The sequence below is a fragment of the Aeromonas sp. SrichE-2G genome, from assembly GCF_017939565.1.
GTDB classification, from domain to species: Bacteria; Pseudomonadota; Gammaproteobacteria; order Enterobacterales; family Aeromonadaceae; genus Aeromonas; species Aeromonas taiwanensis.
Genome location: NZ_JAGKRG010000058.1, coordinates 86,812 through 105,601 on the forward strand (window position 1 = coordinate 86,812; position 18,790 = coordinate 105,601).

The 18,790-nt window shown below is 56.6% G+C and carries 18 protein-coding genes and 1 tRNA gene; all 19 read left to right on the top strand.

Annotation, left to right across the window (positions count from 1 at the left end; all coding sequences use genetic code 11):
- A partial coding sequence (locus J9885_RS20040; RefSeq protein ID WP_246877043.1) for an EF-Tu/IF-2/RF-3 family GTPase occupies positions 1 to 571 on the top strand: 571 nt, incomplete at its 5' end.
- A gap of 52 nt (positions 572 to 623) precedes the next feature.
- Positions 624 to 700 (top strand) — tRNA-Trp (locus J9885_RS19820).
- A gap of 60 nt (positions 701 to 760) precedes the next feature.
- Complete coding sequence (gene secE, locus J9885_RS19825) at positions 761 to 1,144, top strand: preprotein translocase subunit SecE (RefSeq protein ID WP_043762496.1); 384 nt, start codon at positions 761 to 763, stop codon at positions 1,142 to 1,144.
- Positions 1,145 to 1,153: 9 nt separating this feature from the next.
- Entirely contained in the window at positions 1,154 to 1,705 is a 552-nt protein-coding gene (gene nusG, locus J9885_RS19830) for a transcription termination/antitermination protein NusG (RefSeq protein ID WP_042013387.1), read from the top strand.
- 134 nt (positions 1,706 to 1,839) lie between these two features.
- Entirely contained in the window at positions 1,840 to 2,268 is a 429-nt protein-coding gene (rplK, locus tag J9885_RS19835; RefSeq protein WP_005306313.1) for a 50S ribosomal protein L11, read from the top strand.
- 4 nt (positions 2,269 to 2,272) lie between these two features.
- Positions 2,273 to 2,974 (top strand): 50S ribosomal protein L1, encoded by a 702-nt coding sequence (gene rplA, locus J9885_RS19840; RefSeq protein WP_010675958.1) that lies wholly within the window; start codon positions 2,273 to 2,275, stop codon positions 2,972 to 2,974.
- Between the two features lie 256 nt (positions 2,975 to 3,230).
- Positions 3,231 to 3,731: a 50S ribosomal protein L10 gene (rplJ, locus tag J9885_RS19845; protein ID WP_042016252.1), complete on the top strand. Its 501-nt coding sequence runs from the start codon at positions 3,231 to 3,233 to the stop codon at positions 3,729 to 3,731.
- Between the two features lie 51 nt (positions 3,732 to 3,782).
- A complete protein-coding gene (rplL, locus tag J9885_RS19850) occupies positions 3,783 to 4,148 on the top strand; it encodes a 50S ribosomal protein L7/L12 (RefSeq protein WP_010675957.1) in 366 nt (121 codons plus the stop codon).
- 223 nt (positions 4,149 to 4,371) lie between these two features.
- Complete coding sequence (gene rpoB, locus J9885_RS19855; RefSeq protein ID WP_043808756.1) at positions 4,372 to 8,400, top strand: DNA-directed RNA polymerase subunit beta; 4,029 nt, start codon at positions 4,372 to 4,374, stop codon at positions 8,398 to 8,400.
- 91 nt (positions 8,401 to 8,491) lie between these two features.
- Entirely contained in the window at positions 8,492 to 12,796 is a 4,305-nt protein-coding gene (gene rpoC / locus J9885_RS19860; RefSeq protein WP_043762502.1) for a DNA-directed RNA polymerase subunit beta', read from the top strand.
- A 196-nt stretch (positions 12,797 to 12,992) separates the two neighbouring features.
- Positions 12,993 to 13,709 carry a transcriptional regulator gene (locus J9885_RS19865; RefSeq protein ID WP_010675954.1) on the top strand — a complete coding sequence of 239 codons (717 nt, stop codon included), beginning with the start codon at positions 12,993 to 12,995 and terminating at the stop codon, positions 13,707 to 13,709.
- Between the two features lie 26 nt (positions 13,710 to 13,735).
- On the top strand, positions 13,736 to 14,116 hold the full coding sequence (locus J9885_RS19870; protein WP_043762506.1) for a RidA family protein: 381 nt from the start codon (positions 13,736 to 13,738) through the stop codon (positions 14,114 to 14,116).
- 87 nt (positions 14,117 to 14,203) lie between these two features.
- Positions 14,204 to 14,596 carry a sulfurtransferase complex subunit TusD gene (gene tusD / locus J9885_RS19875; RefSeq protein ID WP_210550510.1) on the top strand — a complete coding sequence of 131 codons (393 nt, stop codon included), beginning with the start codon at positions 14,204 to 14,206 and terminating at the stop codon, positions 14,594 to 14,596.
- 9 nt (positions 14,597 to 14,605) lie between these two features.
- Positions 14,606 to 14,962 (top strand): sulfurtransferase complex subunit TusC, encoded by a 357-nt coding sequence (tusC, locus tag J9885_RS19880; protein ID WP_134694310.1) that lies wholly within the window; start codon positions 14,606 to 14,608, stop codon positions 14,960 to 14,962.
- A gap of 7 nt (positions 14,963 to 14,969) precedes the next feature.
- Complete coding sequence (tusB, locus tag J9885_RS19885) at positions 14,970 to 15,248, top strand: sulfurtransferase complex subunit TusB (protein ID WP_210550511.1); 279 nt, start codon at positions 14,970 to 14,972, stop codon at positions 15,246 to 15,248.
- A gap of 182 nt (positions 15,249 to 15,430) precedes the next feature.
- Positions 15,431 to 15,805 (top strand): 30S ribosomal protein S12, encoded by a 375-nt coding sequence (rpsL, locus tag J9885_RS19890; protein ID WP_026456685.1) that lies wholly within the window; start codon positions 15,431 to 15,433, stop codon positions 15,803 to 15,805.
- Positions 15,806 to 15,898: 93 nt separating this feature from the next.
- Complete coding sequence (gene rpsG / locus J9885_RS19895) at positions 15,899 to 16,369, top strand: 30S ribosomal protein S7 (protein WP_042074449.1); 471 nt, start codon at positions 15,899 to 15,901, stop codon at positions 16,367 to 16,369.
- A 75-nt stretch (positions 16,370 to 16,444) separates the two neighbouring features.
- Positions 16,445 to 18,550 (top strand): elongation factor G, encoded by a 2,106-nt coding sequence (gene fusA, locus J9885_RS19900; protein WP_043762518.1) that lies wholly within the window; start codon positions 16,445 to 16,447, stop codon positions 18,548 to 18,550.
- Between the two features lie 54 nt (positions 18,551 to 18,604).
- A partial coding sequence (locus J9885_RS20045) for a GTP-binding protein (protein ID WP_232535768.1) occupies positions 18,605 to 18,790 on the top strand: 186 nt, incomplete at its 3' end.

The window sequence follows — 18,790 nt, forward strand, 5'->3', positions numbered from 1 at the left end:
TGCAATTGACCAGCCGTTCCTGATGCCGATCGAAGACGTATTCTCCATCGCTGGCCGTGGTACCGTAGTAACCGGTCGTGTAGAGCGTGGTATCGTTAAAGTTGGTGAAGAAGTGGAAATCGTTGGTATCAAAGATACCACCAAGACCACCTGTACCGGCGTTGAAATGTTCCGCAAGCTGCTGGACGAAGGTCGTGCTGGTGAGAACGTTGGCGCGCTGCTGCGTGGCGTGAAGCGTGAAGACGTAGAGCGTGGTCAGGTACTGGCCAAGCCGGGCACCATCAAGCCGCACACCAAGTTCGAATCCGAAGTGTACGTACTGTCCAAAGAAGAAGGTGGTCGTCATACCCCGTTCTTCAAGGGCTACCGTCCGCAGTTCTACTTCCGTACTACCGACGTGACCGGTACCATCGAACTGCCGGAAGGCGTAGAGATGGTCATGCCGGGCGACAACATCAAGATGGTTGTTACCCTGATTGCTCCGATCGCGATGGACGACGGCTTGCGTTTCGCCATCCGTGAAGGTGGCCGTACCGTAGGTGCTGGTGTTGTAGCCAAAGTTATCGCGTAATCTTGGCTTACATAAATAAAGCAAAGCCCCTATAATAGGGGCTTTCTTATGCAGGGGCGTAGTTCGAATTGGTAGAACAGCGGTCTCCAAAACCGATGGTTGCGGGTTCGAGTCCTGCCGCCCCTGCCATATACCTCGTCTCGTACGGGGCTTTTGTGTCTTTGGTTACGTCAGATACAGGTGGGTTGTATGAGTGTTAGTTCTGAGGATCAGGGCGGAAGCAAGGATACCCTGCTTTGGGGCCTGGTTTTCATCATCCTGATCGCGGCAGTTGCTGGAAACTGGTGGGTCGGTAAGCATTTTAATGATGTGAACGTCGCCTTGCGTGCATTGGGTGTATTGGTCGCTATCGCAGCGGCAGGCGTACTTGCTCTGCGTACAGTGAAAGGAAAAGCAACACTGGCTTTTGCTCGCGAGTCTCGCCTGGAAGTCCGCAAGGTCGTATGGCCAACCCGTCAGGAAGCCATTCAGACAACCCTGATTGTGCTGGCGGTGACCGCCGTGATGGGGCTGCTGCTGTTCGTTCTGGACGGCGCCTTGGTCTGGTTGGTCAACCTGATTACCGGTGTGTAAGGATAAGCCATGACTGAACAACGTGAACAACGTATGAGATGGTATGTCGTGCAGGCGTTTTCCGGCTATGAAGGCCGGGTTGCCAAGTCCCTGCGTGAACATATCAAGATGCATGGCATGGAAGACATGTTCGGTGAAGTGCTTGTCCCGACCGAAGAAGTGGTCGAGATGCGTGCCGGCCAGAAGCGCAAGAGTGAGCGCAAGTTTTTCCCGGGCTATGTCCTGGTCCAGATGGTGATGGATGAGACTACATGGCACCTGGTACGCAATGTACCGCGCGTCATGGGTTTCATCGGCGGTACCTCCGACCGTCCGGCTCCGATCTCCGATAAAGAAGCTGATGCCATCCTCAACCGTCTGCAAGATGCCCACGACAAACCGCGTCCGAAAACCCTGTTTGAACCGGGTGAGATGGTCCGGGTTGCCGATGGTCCGTTCGCCGACTTCAACGGTACCGTTGAAGAGGTGGACTATGAGAAGAGCCGTGTGAAGGTCTCTGTACTAATCTTCGGCCGCTCAACACCGGTAGAACTGGATTTTGGTCAGGTTGAAAAAGGCTGATTAATCTCTGTACGTTTAACGGTTGTCAGGGGCAGCGATTATCTCTATAATTCGCTGCCCCTTTATTTGTTGGGGAGCCGTTTGCAGGAGCATGTCTCCGAGGCGCTAGAACCCATTTTTGAGGTATTTTTGTAATGGCTAAGAAAGTCACAGCTTATATCAAGCTGCAAGTTAAGGCTGGCAGTGCTAACCCCAGCCCTCCCGTTGGTCCTGCTCTGGGTCAGCACGGCGTGAACATCATGGAATTCTGTAAGGCGTTCAACGCCCGTACAGAAAAGCTGGAAAAAGGTTCTCCGACTCCGGTCGTGATCACCGTTTACAGCGACCGTTCCTTCACCTTCGAAACCAAGACTCCGCCCGCTTCCTTCCTGCTGAAGAAAGCCGCTGGTATCCAGTCTGGTTCTGCCAAGCCGAACAAAGACAAGGTTGGTAAGGTGACTGTTGCCCAGCTGCAAGAAATCGCCAAGACCAAAGAGCCGGATATGACTGGTGCCGATCTGGATGCAAAAGTACGTTGCATCGCCGGTTCCGCTCGTTCCATGGGCCTGGTAGTGGAGGAGTAAGACAATGGCTAAACTGTCCAAGCGTATGCGCGTTATTCGCGAAAAAGTTGACGGTACCAAAGAGTACTCCATCAACGAAGCCATTGCCCTGCTGAAAGAACTGGCTACTGCCAAGTTCGTTGAGAGCGTTGACGTTGCTGTCAACCTGGGTATCGATGCTCGTAAATCCGACCAGAACGTACGTGGTGCAACTGTACTGCCGCACGGTACTGGCCGTGACATCCGTGTCGCTGTATTCACCCAGGGTGCCAACGCCGAAGCCGCCAAGGCTGCCGGTGCTGAACTGGTTGGTATGGATGACCTGGCTGAGCTGGTCAAGAAAGGCGAGATGAACTTCGACGTCGTGATCGCATCCCCGGATGCCATGCGCGTTGTTGGTCAACTGGGCCAGATCCTGGGCCCGCGCGGCCTGATGCCGAACCCGAAGGTTGGTACCGTAACTCCGAACGTAGCCGAAGCCGTCAAGAACGCCAAGGCTGGTCAGGTTCGTTACCGTAACGACAAGAACGGTATCATTCACACCACCCTGGGCAAAGTTTCCTTCAACGAAGTTCAGTTGAAAGAGAACTTGGAAGCTCTGCTGGTTGCCTTGAAGAAGGCCAAGCCGTCCTCCGCCAAGGGTGTATTCATCAAGAAAGTCAGCATCTCCACCACCATGGGTGCCGGTGTTGCCGTAGACCAAGCTTCTCTGGAAGCTCAGGCCTAATTGATGGGTTTTACAAGGCGCAAAATTTAATCTATAATTTTGCGCCTTGATTGGTTGGGGGTTTCGACCTCCGTCCAAGACCGCAGGAGGCTGCAAAGCCTTAATGTTTCCTGCGTAGACGGTGCCGGAAACCCAGCGAGAAAGATTCTTTCTCTTCTGGAATCCTGCTACCGCATCGTTCCCCTCTGTTGTAAAGGTAGGGGGGATGTGTCAGTACTGGGTCAATAGACCCGGATTCAATCCAGGAGTTAAGCCAATGGCATTGGGACTCGAAGACAAAAAGGCAATTGTTGCTGAAGTCAACGAAGCTGCCAAAGGCGCTCTTTCTGCAGTTGTAGCCGATTCTCGCGGCGTCACTGTAGAGAAGATGACCGTCCTGCGTAAGACCGCTCGTGAAGCTGGTGTGTACATGCGCGTTGTGCGTAACACCCTGCTGCGTCGCGCGGTAGAAGGTACCGAGTACGAGTGCCTGAACGACGCATTTACCGGTCCTACCTTGATTGCTTTCTCCAACGAACACCCGGGCGCTGCCGCTCGTCTGTTCAAAGAGTTTGCCAAAGCGAACCAAAAGTTCGAAATCAAGGCTGGCGCTTTTAACGGTGAGTTTATCGCCGCAGCACAAATTGATCGTCTGGCCACGCTGCCGACCTACGAAGAAGCAATTGCGAAGTTGATGGCTACCATGAAGGAAGCCTCTGCTGGCAAGCTGGTTCGTACTATCGCTGCTGTTCGCGACCAGAAACAAGCTGCTGCTTGATTCTCGCCTATCTAGGCTGTTTGAGTTTATTCAACATCAGGAATTTTTGTCATGTCTATCACTAAAGACCAAATCATCGAAGCCGTTGCTTCCATGTCCGTAATGGAAGTTGTTGAGCTGATCGAAGCTATGGAAGAGAAGTTCGGTGTTTCTGCCGCTGCTGCCGTAATGGCCGGCCCGGCTGCTGCTGAAGCAGTAGAAGAGAAGACCGAGTTCGACGTAGTTCTGACTGCTGCTGGCGCCAACAAAGTTGCCGTCATCAAGGCCGTTCGTGGCGCTACCGGTCTGGGCCTGAAAGAAGCCAAGGACCTGGTAGAAGCTGCTCCGACCAATCTGAAAGAAGCCGTGTCCAAGGACGAAGCCGAAGCTCTGAAGAAAGAGCTGGAAGCTGCCGGTGCTTCTGTTGAGATCAAATAATCTGCATTTATGTAGATTAGCCTGATAAAACAGGCTAAGGCTGGTGAATCTTTATTCACCAGCCTTTTTGCGCTGTAGACTGAGAGTATTTCACACCGTTCACGACTCTCGGTGCACCAGCAATCCGGACCGCCTCATCGTCCGGGCCAACACAAAACGGTGTTGAGACAGAGCTGTCCCGTGGGGACAGAGTGGGTCACTTATCAGCGAGCTGAGGAACCCTATGGTTTACTCTTATACCGAAAAAAAACGCATACGTAAGGACTTCGGTAAGCGAGACCAGGTACTGGACACGCCTTATCTGTTGTCCATTCAGCTGGACTCCTTCAAGCAGTTCATCGAGGCTGACCCGGAAGGTGAGTACGGCCTAGAAGCCGCCTTCCGTAGCGTTTTCCCGATCACCAGTTACTCCGGTAGTGCTGAGCTTCAGTATGTCAGCTATCGCCTGGGTGAGCCGGTATTTGACGTAAAAGAATGCCAGATCCGTGGAGTGACCTACTCCGCGCCGCTGCGTGTCAAGCTTCGTATGGTTCTGTACGACCGTGAAGCAGCTGCCGGCACCGTCAAAGATATCAAGGAACAAGAAGTTTACATGGGCGAAATTCCGCTCATGACCGAAAACGGCACCTTTGTCATCAATGGTACCGAGCGGGTCATCGTCTCCCAGCTGCACCGCAGCCCGGGCGTCTTCTTCGACCACGATAAAGGCAAAACACATTCATCCGGTAAGGTGCTCTATAACGCTCGCGTTATCCCCTACCGTGGCTCCTGGCTGGACTTCGAGTTCGATGCGAAAGACAACCTGTTTGTCCGTATCGACCGTCGTCGTAAACTGCCAGCCTCCATTATTCTGCGCGCCCTGGACTTCAGTTCCGAAGAAATCCTGGCCACCTTCTTCGAGACCATCGGTTTCGAGGTTAAAGATGGCAAGTTGATGATGGATCTGGTGCCCGAGCGCCTGCGTGGCGAGACCGCGACCTTCGACATCATTGCCAATGGCGCCGTGGTAGTCGAGACCGGTCGTCGCGTCACTGCCCGTCACATCCGCCAGCTGGAAAAAGACGGCATCACCCAGATCGAGGTGCCGGTAGAGTATGTTGTTGGCAAAGTTGCTGCCAAGAACTACGCACATCCGCAGACTGGTGAAATGGTTGTGACTGCCAACCAGGCTTTGAGCCTGGAAGCGGTTGCCAACCTGTCTCAAGCCGGCTTCAAGCACTTCGAGGTTCTGTTCACCAACGAACTGGACCACGGTGCTTACATGTCCGAGACCCTGCGTATCGACTCCAGCTCCAGCCGCCTGGAAGCCCTGGTCGAGATCTATCGCATGATGCGTCCGGGCGAGCCGCCCACTCGTGAAGCCGCAGAGCAGCTGTTCGAGAACCTGTTCTTCTCTTCCGAGCGTTACGACCTGTCTACCGTGGGTCGGATGAAGTTCAACCGCCGTCTGGGTCGTGAAGACGAGACCGGCGTTGGCGTGTTGACCAAGGACGATATCGTCGAGGTCATGAAGCGCCTGATCGACATCCGTAACGGCAATGACGAGGTGGATGATATCGACCACCTGGGTAACCGTCGTATCCGTTCCGTCGGTGAAATGGCCGAGAACCAGTTCCGCGTCGGTCTGGTCCGTGTCGAGCGTGCGGTGAAGGAGCGCCTGTCTCTGGGCGATCTGGACACCCTGATGCCGCAGGATCTGATCAACGCCAAGCCGATCTCCGCCGCGGTCAAAGAGTTCTTCGGTTCCAGCCAGCTGTCCCAGTTCATGGACCAGAACAACCCGCTGTCCGAAGTGACTCACAAGCGCCGTATCTCCGCGCTGGGCCCGGGCGGTCTGACCCGTGAGCGTGCCGGCTTCGAAGTTCGAGACGTACACCCGACCCACTACGGTCGTCTGTGCCCTATCGAAACTCCGGAAGGTCCGAACATCGGTCTGATCAACTCGCTGTCCGTCTACTCCCGCACCAACGAGTACGGTTTCCTCGAGACCCCGTACCGCAAGGTGATCGACGGTGTGATCACCGACGAAGTGGATTACCTGTCTGCGATTGAAGAAGGCAAGTACGTGATCGCACAGGCCAACGCCGCGACCACCGAAGATGGCCGTCTGAAAGATGAATTGATCCCGTGCCGTCACAAGGGTGAATCCACCTTTATGAACGCCGACCAGATCCAGTATATGGACGTGAGCCCGCAACAGATCGTCTCTGTGGCAGCGGCCCTGATCCCGTTCCTGGAACACGATGACGCGAACCGCGCATTGATGGGTTCAAACATGCAACGTCAGGCCGTACCGACCCTGCGCGCTGACAAGCCGCTGGTAGGTACCGGTATGGAACGCGCCGTGGCCGTTGACTCCGGTGTAACCGTAGTGGCCAAGCGTGGCGGCATGATCGACTACGTCGACGCCTCCCGTATCGTTATCAAGGTCAATGAAGATGAGCTGCTGCCAGGCGAAGCCGGCATCGACATCTACAACCTGACCAAATACACCCGTTCCAACCAGAACACCTGTATCAACCAGCGCCCCTGCGTGATGCTGGGTGAACCGGTGATGGCCGGTGACGTGCTGGCTGACGGCCCGTCCACCGACCTGGGTGAACTGGCGCTGGGTCAGAACCTGCGCGTCGCGTTCATGCCGTGGAACGGTTACAACTTCGAAGACTCGATCCTGGTGAACGAGCGCGTGGTTCAGGAAGATCGCCTGACCACCATCCATATCCAGGAACTGGCCTGTATCTCCCGCGACACCAAGCTGGGTCCGGAAGAGATCACTGCCGACATCCCGAACGTGGGTGAAGCCGCGCTGTCCAAGCTGGACGAGTCCGGTATCGTCTACGTGGGTGCCGAAGTGAAGGGCGGCGACATCCTGGTCGGCAAGGTGACCCCGAAGGGCGAAACCCAGCTGACCCCGGAAGAGAAGCTGCTGCGCGCCATCTTCGGTGAGAAGGCGTCCGACGTGAAGGACTCTTCCCTGCGCGTACCGAACGGTGTGTACGGTACCGTGGTTGACGTGCAAGTCTTTACCCGCGATGGCGTGGAAAAAGACAAGCGCGCCAAAGAAATCGAAGAGATGCAGCTGAAGGAAGCGAAGAAGGACTTGACCGAAGAGTTCAAGATCCTGGAAGACGGCATCTTCGGCCGCTCCCGCAACCTGCTGCTGGCCGCCGGTTACAGCGAAGATCGTCTGAACAAGCTCGAGCGTTCCAAGTGGTTTGAACTGGCCATCGAAGATGAAGCCAAGCAAATCGAACTGGAGCAGATCGCTGAACAGCACGTTGAGCTGAAGGCCGAGTTTGACAAGAAGTTCGAGAACAAGCGTCGCAAGATCATCCAGGGTGACGATCTGGCGCCGGGCGTGCTGAAAATCGTCAAGGTTTATCTGGCAGTCAAGCGTCGCATCCAGCCGGGTGACAAGATGGCGGGCCGTCACGGTAACAAGGGTGTTATCTCCAAGATCTGCCCGGTCGAGGACATGCCTCATGACGAATACGGCCGTCCGGTCGACATCGTACTGAACCCGCTGGGCGTACCGTCTCGTATGAACATCGGTCAGATCCTCGAAGTGCACCTGGGCCTCGCGGCCAAGGGCATCGGCGAGAAGATCGACCGCATGATCAAAGAGCAGCGCGAGCTGCACGAGATGCGTGAGTTCCTGCAGCAGGTCTATGACCTGGGCGAGAAGGACTCCCAGCAAGTGAACATCGCCGAGCTGTCCGACGACGACGTGCGTACCCTGGTGGGTAACCTGCGTAAGGGTCTGCCGGTCGCTACGCCGGTCTTTGATGGTGCAAAAGAGCGCGAAATCAAGGCCCTGCTGAAGCTGGCCGATCTGCCGGAATCCGGTCAGATCTCCCTGTTCGACGGTCGTACCGGTAACGCCTTCGAGCGTAAGGTCACCGTGGGTTACATGTACATGCTGAAGCTGAACCACCTGGTAGACGACAAGATGCACGCGCGTTCTACCGGTTCCTACAGCCTGGTTACCCAGCAGCCGCTGGGTGGTAAGGCGCAGTTCGGTGGTCAGCGGTTCGGTGAGATGGAAGTGTGGGCCCTGGAGGCTTACGGTGCGGCATATACCCTGCAGGAAATGCTGACCGTCAAGTCTGACGATGTGAACGGCCGTACCAAGATGTACAAGAACATCGTGGATGGCGACCACCGTATGGAGCCGGGCATGCCCGAATCCTTCAACGTACTGCTGAAGGAAATCCGCTCTCTGGGTATCAACATCGAGCTGGACGAAGAGTAAGAGCTCGCTCTTATTGTTCGAGAATTGACGTGGGCGCCCCGCTGTTTCGGCAGCTGGGGCGCCGAGGTTAGACTCCTGACAGGGGAAACACGTGAAAGACTTACTCAAGTTTTTGAAGGCTCAGACCAAGACCGAAGAGTTTGACAGTATCAAGATCGGTCTGGCCTCTCCTGACATGATCCGCTCCTGGTCATTCGGTGAGGTCAAAAAGCCTGAGACCATCAACTACCGGACTTTCAAGCCGGAGCGTGATGGTCTGTTCTGCGCCCGTATCTTCGGACCGGTGAAGGACTACGAGTGTCTGTGCGGCAAGTACAAGCGCCTGAAACACCGTGGTGTGATCTGTGAGAAGTGCGGCGTAGAAGTGACCCAGACCAAGGTCCGTCGTGAGCGCATGGGCCACATCGAGCTGGCCAGCCCGACTGCCCACATCTGGTTCCTGAAGTCCCTGCCGTCCCGTATCGGTCTGCTGCTGGACATGACCCTGCGTGACATCGAGCGCGTGCTGTATTTCGAATCCTATGTAGTGATCGAACCCGGCATGACCAACCTCGAGCGCAGCCAGATGCTGTCCGAAGAGAACTATCTGGACGCACTGGAAGAGTGGGGCGACGAATTCGACGCCAAGATGGGTGCCGAGGCCATTCTGGCCCTGCTGCGCGCCATCGATCTGGAAGGCGAAGTCAAAGCCATGCGTGAGGAGCTGGATCAGACCAACTCCGAGACCAAGCGCAAGAAGACCACCAAGCGTCTGAAGCTGATGGAAGCCTTCCTGCAATCCGGCAACAAGCCGGAGTGGATGATCATGACAGTGCTGCCCGTGCTGCCGCCGGACCTGCGTCCGCTGGTACCGCTGGACGGCGGCCGTTTCGCGACCTCCGATCTGAACGATCTGTACCGTCGCGTGATCAACCGTAACAACCGACTGAAGCGTCTGCTGGACCTGGCGGCTCCGGACATCATCGTGCGCAACGAAAAGCGCATGCTGCAAGAGTCCGTGGATGCCCTGCTGGACAACGGCCGTCGTGGTCGTGCCATCACCGGTTCCAACAAGCGCCCGCTGAAATCCCTGGCCGACATGATCAAGGGTAAGCAAGGTCGTTTCCGTCAGAACCTGCTGGGTAAGCGTGTCGACTACTCCGGTCGTTCCGTTATCACCGTAGGTCCGACTCTGCGTCTGCATCAGTGCGGTCTGCCGAAGAAGATGGCGCTGGAGCTGTTCAAGCCCTTCATCTATGGCAAGCTGGAATCCCGTGGCCTGGCGACCACCATCAAGGCCGCCAAGAAGATGGTGGAGCGCGAAGAAGCTGTCGTCTGGGACATCCTGGACGAAGTGATCCGCGAGCACCCGGTCCTGCTGAACCGTGCACCGACCCTGCACCGTCTGGGTATCCAGGCGTTCGAGCCGACCCTGATCGAAGGCAAGGCCATCCAGCTGCACCCGCTCGTCTGTGCCGCCTATAACGCGGACTTCGACGGTGACCAGATGGCGGTCCACGTACCGCTGACCCTGGAAGCCCAGCTGGAAGCGCGCGCGCTGATGATGTCCACCAACAACATCCTGTCGCCTGCCTCCGGTGAGCCGATCATCGTTCCTTCCCAGGACGTGGTCTTGGGTCTGTACTACATGACCCGTGCCCGCATCAATGCGAAGGGCGAAGGCATGGTGCTGTCCGGTCCGAAAGAGGCAGAGAAGGTGTACCGCGCCGGCCTGGCCGACCTGCACGCACGCGTCAAATGCCGCATCACCGAGTACGTGAAGAACGAAGCCGGTGAGCTGGTTGCCAAGACCGAGATGAAGAACACCACCGTTGGTCGTGCGATCCTGAGCCTGATCCTGCCGAAAGGCATGGAGTACGCCCTGATCGACGAGCCGAAGGTACTGACTGCCGCCGAACAGGCCGATCTGGATGCCAACCCGCAGAACTGGATCAAGTGCGTCTCCAACAAGGCGCTGGGCAAGAAGCTGATCTCTCGTCTGCTGAACACCTGCTACCGCAAGCAGGGCCTGAAGGACACCGTCATCTTCGCTGACCAGCTGATGTATACCGGTTTCCACTACGCGGCCCTGTCCGGTGCGTCCGTTGGTATCGATGACATGGTCATCCCGGATGCCAAGAAGGACATCATCGCTGCAGCCGAAGCCGAAGTTGCCGAGATCCAGGACCAGTTCCTGTCCGGTCTGGTGACCGCGGGCGAACGCTACAACAAGGTTATCGATATCTGGGCCAGCGCGAACGATCGCGTCTCCAAGGCCATGATGGATAACCTCTCCAAGGAGCGTAACGTCAACTCCCTGGGCGATGAGGAAGAGCAGGCCTCCTTCAACAGCATCTTCATGATGGCCGACTCCGGTGCGCGGGGTTCCGCCGCCCAGATCCGTCAGCTGGCCGGTATGCGTGGCCTGATGGCGAAGCCGGATGGCTCCATCATCGAAACGCCGATCGTGGCGAACTTCCGTGAAGGTCTGAACGTACTGCAGTACTTCATCTCCACTCACGGTGCTCGTAAAGGTCTGGCGGATACCGCACTGAAGACTGCGAACTCCGGTTACCTGACCCGTCGTCTGGTTGACGTGGCCCAGGACATGGTGATCACCGAGGACGATTGCGGCACTACCGACGGTCTGTGGATGACTCCGCTGATCGAGGGTGGCGACGTGGTCGAGCCGCTGCGTGAGCGCGTGCTGGGTCGTGTGGTGGCCGAAGACGTCATCAAGCCGGGTACCGAGGATGAAGTGCTGGTAGCGCGCAACACCCTGCTCGACGAGCAGCTGTGTGACCTGCTGGAGCGCAACTCCGTCGACCGCGTGAAGGTACGTTCTGCCATCACCTGTGAGACCGACTTCGGTAACTGTGCTCACTGCTACGGCCGTGATCTGGCCCGTGGTCACCTGGTTAACAAGGGTGAGGCTGTCGGTGTTATCGCCGCCCAGTCCATCGGTGAGCCGGGTACCCAGCTGACGATGCGTACCTTCCACATCGGTGGTGCCGCATCCCGAGCGGCTGCCGAGAGCAGCATCCAGGTCAAGAACACCGGTAGCATCAAGCTGCAGAACGCCAAGTTCGTTCTGAACAACTCTGACAAGCTGGTTATCACCTCTCGTTCTACCGAGCTGACCATCATGGACGAGATGGGCCGTACCAAGGAAAGCCACAAGCTGCCTTACGGTTCCGTTCTGGAAGTGAAGGATGGCGAGGCCGTCAACGCCGGTGATACCGTCGCGAACTGGGACCCGCACACCCACCCGATCATCACCGAAGTGGCAGGTCGTCTGCACTTCGAACACATGATCGATGGTGTGACCATCACTCGCCAGACCGACGAGCTGACCGGCCTCTCTTCCATCGTCGTGCTGGACGTCAATGAGCGTCCGAGCGCCGGTAAAGAGATGCGTCCGACCGTGAAACTGGTCGACCTGAACGGCAAGGACGTGATGATCCCGGGTACCGATGTGCCCGCCCAGTACTTCCTGCCGGGCAAGGCGATCGTGAACCTGGAAGATGGTGCCAACGTGGGCGTGGGTGACGCGGTTGCGCGTATCCCGCAAGAGTCCAGCGGTACCAAGGACATCACCGGTGGTCTGCCGCGAGTTGCGGATCTGTTCGAAGCGCGTCAGCCGAAAGAGCCGGCCATCCTGGCCGAGATCTCCGGCACCATCTCCTTCGGGAAAGAGACCAAGGGCAAGCGCCGTCTGGTCATCACCCCGACCGACGGTGGCGAGATCTACGAAGAGATGATTCCGAAGTGGCGTCACCTCAACGTGTTCGAAGGTGAAAAGGTTGAGAAGGGTGAAGTTCTGGCGGACGGTCCCGAGTCTGCTCACGACATCCTGCGTCTGCGCGGTATCAGCCCGGTCGCCAACTACATCGCCAACGAAGTGCAGGACGTTTACCGTCTGCAAGGCGTTAAGATCAACGACAAGCACATCGAAGTCATCGTTCGTCAGATGCTGCGCAAGTGCGAGATCCTGAGCGCCGGCGACACCGACCTGATCGAAGGCGAGCAGGTTGAAGTGGCTCGCGTGAAGATTGCCAACCGTAAACTGGTTGCCGAAGGCAAGACCCCGGCTACCTACCGTCATATCCTGATGGGTATTACCAAGGCATCTCTGAGCACCGAGTCCTTCATCTCCGCGGCTTCCTTCCAGGAAACCACCCGCGTGCTGACAGAAGCTGCCGTTGGCGGCAAGCGCGACGAGCTGCGTGGCCTGAAAGAGAACGTGATCGTGGGTCGTCTGATCCCGGCTGGTACCGGCTTTGCCTACCACCACAGCCGGATCAACCAGCGTGCCGCCGCAGCCCGTGCTGTAGGCGTACCGCAGGTGACTGCCGATGAGGCTCAGCAAAACCTGGCAGATCTGCTGAACGCAGCTGACGGTTTTGACGAAGAGTAATCTTCCGCTGTCGTGATTGAAAAGGGCCCCTTCTAGGGGCCCTTTTTTCGTTCTGCGCCCGGCCGCCAGCCTGCACCGGGCTGGGGCAGGGGATGATCCAGTGCAAGGTTATAGAGCAAAAAATCAAAAAAAGTTGACATTGCCCCCCCGCAATTGAAAACTCGGGAAAGTTGAATGGGTATTACAGGGGTAGAACATGGCTGTCGGTATCGAGGAAGTACTGCTTCCCGAAGAGCAACTGAGCGGTCGCGCTTTTACAGACGAAGACAGGGAATTGTTGCGTTCATATGGGGGCCTAATCGAAGGCCTTGCCGATCTGTTCGGCAAGCACTGCGAGGTGGTGCTCCACTCCCTGGAAAATCTGCATGAGTCCGTGATCCAAATCGCGAATGGTTTCAATACGGGTCGTACGCTGGGGGCGCCGATCACCGATCTGGCTCTGCGCATGCTCAAGGACATCGAGAGCACGGGCCAGGATCACACCCAGAGTTATTTTGCCCGCAGCAGGACCGGCGCTCTGATGAAATCGAGCACCATCGCCATTCGTAATCGCGACAAACAGGTGATCGGCCTTATCTGCATCAACCTGCACATCAATGCGCCTTTCCACGAGTTCGTGGCCGAGTTCTTCCCGACCCCGCAGCAGGTCGAGCGCCAGTCGCCGGAGACCTTTGCCAACAGTGTCGAGGAGCTGGTCGCCCAGACGGTGGACAACACCATCGACGAGATCAACCGCGATCCCTCCGTGGCCAACAACGCCAAGAACCGTTTTATCGTGACCCAGTTGTTCGAGAAGGGCATATTTGATATCAAGGACTCGATCAACCTGGTCGCCGACAAGCTGAATATTTCCAAACATACCGTGTATCTCTACATCCGACAGCGCAAGCAGGGTGAAGAAGAGAGCGAGTAAGTGCCATAGATAGGGGATAGATAACAATGGCTAAAGAAGTGATTGCAACCGACAAGGCGCCTGCCGCAATTGGCCCTTATGTCCAGGGGACCAAGCTGGGTGAGCTGGTCTTCACCTCGGGGCAGATCCCGCTCGATCCGGCCACCATGGACATCGTCGCCGGTGGCATCGAAGCTCAGGCCGAACAGGTGATGAAGAACCTGGTTGCTGTCTTGAAGGCCGCAGGGGCGGACACCAGCAAGGTGCTCAAGACCACCTGCTTCCTCAGCGACATGAACAACTTCGTGGCCTTCAACCAGGTGTATGCCCGCTACTTCGGCGAGTCTGCCCCGGCACGCTCCTGTGTGGAGGTCGCGCGTCTGCCCAAGGATGTCCTGGTCGAAGTTGAAGCCATCGCTTACGTCTAAGGCGCAGCCATTGGTACAAGCCCCTCCCAGGAGGGGCTTTTTCGTCTGTGAGGTAAAATGAATGCAGATCTGTGCAGGAGTCCGGATATGAGTCTGAGCTTTGCCCTGCTGGTCACTGGGCCCGCCTATGGCACCCAGACGGCCAGCACCGCCTATCGCTTTGCCCTGAGCCTGATCGAGCAAGGTCACCGTTTGTCCCACCTGTTCTTCTATCAGGATGGTGTGCATAACGGCAGTGGCTTGCATACCCCAGCCAGCGATGAGACCGATCTGGTGGCGCTGTGGCGCGATCTGGCCGTGGCTCATGGGATTGCTATCGATGTCTGTGTCGCCGCGGCTATGCGGCGCGGGGTGCTCGATGAGACGGAGTCGAAGAGCGTAGGGAAAGCCCAGTTCAACCTGCAGGCGCCGTTTCGTCTGAGCGGTCTGGGTCAGCTGGCAGAAGCCAGTCTGACCGCCGATCGCTTCGTCCAGTTCTAGGGGAGTAAGATGAGCAAGATTGCCTTTATATGCCGTCGTGGCCCCCACGGCACGGCGAGTGGTCGGGAAGGGTTGGATGCCTTGCTGGCAACCTCGGCTCTGACGGAATCCCTGGCCCTGTTCCTGCTGGAAGACGGTGTCTTGCAGCTGGTCAGGGAGCAGTCGCCACAGGGGATATTGCAGCGTCACTATGCCCCGACCTTCAAGATGCTGGAACTGTATGACATCGAAGAGGTCTATGTCTGTGCGGCGTCGCTGGCCGAACGCGGACTGACCGAGGCGGATCTGTTGATCCCCGTGACAGTATTGTCCCCCGCGCAGATCCGCCGCGCCTGGGATGACTGCACCACCCACATCGGCTTCTGAGGTGCCCATGATACAGATGGTGTTGAATTCCCCCTTCCTGACCCGGGATCTCGAGCAGGCGCTGCGTTATCGTCGGGAAGAAGACTTGTTGGTGCTGATGCAGGACGCCGTGGTGGCCACGGTCGCCCCCGCGTGGTGTGAGCGTTTGGCGGGCATTCCACTCTACGTGATGCAGGAAGACCTGCAGGCGAGGGGATTGTCATCCGGGATCGGGATGGAGCTCGATATGCCCGGCCTGATCAGGTTGATCGCCGAGCATGGATCGCCGCAGACCTGGGCCAGCTAGTTTGTGTTTTAACTTTATAATTCAGGCGCTTAGCATAATGATGACGGACTGTCATTTGCCAATTCGGTGCACAAATTGTATAAATCTTGACTCCCCAGACAACAGGGCATAAAATTTCGCGTCCCCGTATCTGCGGGGAGGATTTTTCACACGTTTATGAAGTCATTATCAGGAGCCTTTTGATGGCAACTATTAACCAGTTGGTTCGCAAGCCACGCACCAAGCTCGTTGTGAAAAGCAACGTGCCGGCGTTGGAAGCGTGCCCTCAGAAGCGTGGCGTATGCACCCGTGTATACACCACCACCCCGAAGAAGCCTAACTCTGCACTGCGTAAAGTATGCCGTGTACGTCTGACCAACGGCTTCGAAGTCACCTCCTACATCGGTGGTGAAGGTCACAACCTGCAAGAGCACTCTGTTGTTCTGATCCGTGGCGGTCGTGTAAAAGACTTGCCAGGTGTTCGTTATCACACCGTTCGTGGTGCGTTGGACTGTGCCGGTGTTAAAGACCGTAAGCAGGCTCGCTCCAAGTACGGCGTGAAGCGTCCGAAAGCTTAATGGTTCTCCGTTAAGTAAGGCCAAACGTTAATTCGTTTCTAGTTAGATAACTTTCTAGTTTTGGGTAACCCCTGAAGTTACGGAGAATTTGAAATGCCAAGACGTCGTGTTGTTGGTCAGCGTAAAATCCTGCCGGATCCCAAGTTCGGATCTGAGCTGCTGGCTAAATTTGTCAACGTAGTAATGGTTGACGGTAAGAAATCTGTTGCAGAAGCCATCGTATATGGCGCCCTGGACATCATTGCCACCAAATCTGGCAAAGAGCACCTGGCCCTGTTCGAAGTCGCTCTAGACAACATTCGTCCGGCGGTCGAGGTTAAATCTCGTCGCGTCGGTGGTGCAACCTATCAGGTGCCGGTAGAAGTTCGTCCGGTACGTCGCAATGCCCTGGCAATGCGCTGGTTGGTTGATGCCGCTCGTAAACGTGGTGAAAAATCAATGGCTCAGCGTTTGGCTGGCGAGCTGCTGGATGCCGCTGAGAATAAGGGTTCGTCTGTCAAGAAACGTGAAGACGTTCACCGTATGGCTGAAGCGAACAAGGCCTTCGCTCACTTCCGCTGGTAATCCGCTTGCGCAGGGTCTTTTGGCTCTGCGCACCTTTAATTATCTGGGGACAAGTGCCCTAGTAAGAGGATGACAATGGCTCGTACAACCCCCATTGAGCGTTATCGTAATATCGGTATCTCCGCTCACATCGACGCCGGTAAGACTACTACTACCGAGCGTGTTCTGTTTTACACCGGTGTAAGTCACAAGATCGGTGAAGTTCACGATGGCGCCGCCACCATGGACTGGATGGAACAGGAACAAGAGCGTGGTATCACCATCACCTCCGCCGCGACCACCGCTTTCTGGTCCGGTATGGGTAAACAGTTCCAACCGCACCGTATCAACATCATCGATACCCCGGGCCACGTTGACTTTACTATCGAAGTAGAGCGCTCCATGCGTGTACTGGATGGCGCCGTGATGGTGTACTGTGCCGTAGGTGGCGTACAGCCCCAGTCTGAGACCGTATGGCGTCAGGCTAACAAGTACAAGGTTCCCCGTATCGCGTTCGTCAACAAGATGGACCGTACCGGTGCCAACTTCCTGCGCTGCGTTGAGCACATCAAGACCCGCCTGAAAGGCAACCCGGTTCCGCTGCAACTGAACATCGGTTCAGAAGAGAACTTCAAGGGTGTTATCGACCTGGTCAAGATGAAAGCCATCAACTGGAGCGAAGCTGACCAGGGCGTTTCCTTCGACTACGAAGACGTACCGGCCGAGCTGCTGGAACAGGCGCAAGAAATGCGCATGAACCTGGTTGAAGCCGCTGCTGAAGCGTCTGAAGACCTGATGGAAAAATACCTGGGTGGTGAAGAACTGACCGAAGAAGAGATCAAGAAGGCTCTTCGTCAGCGTGTTCTGAACAACGAAATCATCCTGGTTACCTGTGGCTCCGCGTTCAAGAACAAGGGCGTACAGGCCATGCTGGATGCCGTGGTCGAGTACCTGCCGGCTCCGACCGACGTTGCTGCTATCGACGGTCTGAAGCTGGACGGCGAGACCAAGGACGAGCGTCACGCTTCTGATGACGAGCCGTTCTCTGCTCTGGCGTTCAAGATTGCTACCGACCCGTTCGTGGGCAACCTGACCTTCTTCCGCGTTTACTCCGGTGTGGTTAACTCCGGTGACTCCGTGCTGAACTCCGTTAAAGAGAAGCGCGAGCGTTTTGGCCGTATCGTTCAGATGCACGCCAACAAGCGTGAAGAGATCAAAGAAGTTCGCGCAGGCGACATCGCTGCTGCCATCGGCCTGAAGGACGTCACCACCGGTGACACCCTGTGTGACGAAAACGCACCGATCATCCTGGAACGTATGGAATTCCCGGAGCCGGTAATCTCCATCGCCGTTGAGCCGAAATCTAAGGCTGACCAGGAGAAGATGGGTCTGGCTCTGGGCCGTCTGGCTCAGGAAGATCCGTCCTTCCGCGTATGGACCGACGAAGAATCTGGCCAAACCATCATCGCCGGTATGGGTGAGTTGCACCTGGACATCATCGTTGACCGTATGCGTCGCGAGTTCAAGGTAGAAGCGAACGTAGGTAAGCCGCAGGTTGCCTACCGTGAAACCATCCGCAACACCGTCAAGGACATCGAAGGCAAGCATGCCAAGCAGTCCGGTGGTCGTGGTCAGTACGGTCACGTCGTTATCGACATGTACCCGCTGGAAGAAGGCAAAGCCTACGAATTCGTCAACGACATCAAGGGTGGCGTGATTCCGGGCGAATTCATCCCGGGTGTTGACAAGGGTATCCGCGAGCAGCTGAAGTCCGGCCCGCTGGCAGGTTATCCGGTAATGGATCTGGGCGTGCGTCTGCACTTCGGTTCCTACCACGACGTCGACTCTTCCGAACTGGCGTTCAAGATCGCTGCTTCTCTGGCGTTCAAGGCTGGCTTCATGAAGGCCAACCCGGTACTGCTCGAGCCGATCATGAAGGTCGAAGTCGAGACTCCGGAAGACTACATGGGCGACGTGATCGGTGACCTGAACCGTCGTCGCGGCCTGATCGAAGGCATGGAAGATGGCCCGTCCGGCAAAATCGTACGTGCTCTGGTGCCGCTGGCCGAAATGTTCGGTTACGCCACCTCCCTGCGTTCTGCTACCCAGGGTCGTGCTTCCTACGCCATGGAATTCGCCAAGTATCACGATGCCCCGACCAACGTCGCCCAGGCTGTGATCGAAGAGCGCAAATCCAAGTAATTTAAGATTCCCCGCCTACGACGGTAGGCGGGTTTAACCTAGAAGGACTACGTCGTGTCTAAAGAAAAATTTGAGCGTAATAAACCGCACGTAAACGTCGGCACCATCGGCCACGTTGACCACGGTAAAACCACCCTGACCGCCGCCATCACCAACGTGCTGGCCAAGCACTTCGGTGGTAAAGCTTTCGCCTTCGACCAGATCGACAAGGCACCGGAAGAGCGTGAGCGTGGTATCACC

Excerpts from the sequence above, each read along its gene's own strand:
- secE (WP_043762496.1), top strand. The coding sequence starts at position 761 with ATGAGTGTTAGTTCTGAGGATCAGGGCGGAAGCAAGGATACCCTGCTT.
- nusG (WP_042013387.1), top strand. The coding sequence starts at position 1,154 with ATGACTGAACAACGTGAACAACGTATGAGATGGTATGTCGTGCAGGCG.
- rplK (WP_005306313.1), top strand. The coding sequence starts at position 1,840 with ATGGCTAAGAAAGTCACAGCTTATATCAAGCTGCAAGTTAAGGCTGGC.
- rplA (WP_010675958.1), top strand. The coding sequence starts at position 2,273 with ATGGCTAAACTGTCCAAGCGTATGCGCGTTATTCGCGAAAAAGTTGAC.
- rplJ (WP_042016252.1), top strand. The coding sequence starts at position 3,231 with ATGGCATTGGGACTCGAAGACAAAAAGGCAATTGTTGCTGAAGTCAAC.
- rplL (WP_010675957.1), top strand. The coding sequence starts at position 3,783 with ATGTCTATCACTAAAGACCAAATCATCGAAGCCGTTGCTTCCATGTCC.
- rpoB (WP_043808756.1), top strand. The coding sequence starts at position 4,372 with ATGGTTTACTCTTATACCGAAAAAAAACGCATACGTAAGGACTTCGGT.
- J9885_RS19865 (WP_010675954.1), top strand. The coding sequence starts at position 12,993 with ATGGCTGTCGGTATCGAGGAAGTACTGCTTCCCGAAGAGCAACTGAGC.
- J9885_RS19870 (WP_043762506.1), top strand. The coding sequence starts at position 13,736 with ATGGCTAAAGAAGTGATTGCAACCGACAAGGCGCCTGCCGCAATTGGC.
- tusD (WP_210550510.1), top strand. The coding sequence starts at position 14,204 with ATGAGTCTGAGCTTTGCCCTGCTGGTCACTGGGCCCGCCTATGGCACC.
- tusC (WP_134694310.1), top strand. The coding sequence starts at position 14,606 with ATGAGCAAGATTGCCTTTATATGCCGTCGTGGCCCCCACGGCACGGCG.
- tusB (WP_210550511.1), top strand. The coding sequence starts at position 14,970 with ATGATACAGATGGTGTTGAATTCCCCCTTCCTGACCCGGGATCTCGAG.
- rpsL (WP_026456685.1), top strand. The coding sequence starts at position 15,431 with ATGGCAACTATTAACCAGTTGGTTCGCAAGCCACGCACCAAGCTCGTT.
- rpsG (WP_042074449.1), top strand. The coding sequence starts at position 15,899 with ATGCCAAGACGTCGTGTTGTTGGTCAGCGTAAAATCCTGCCGGATCCC.
- fusA (WP_043762518.1), top strand. The coding sequence starts at position 16,445 with ATGGCTCGTACAACCCCCATTGAGCGTTATCGTAATATCGGTATCTCC.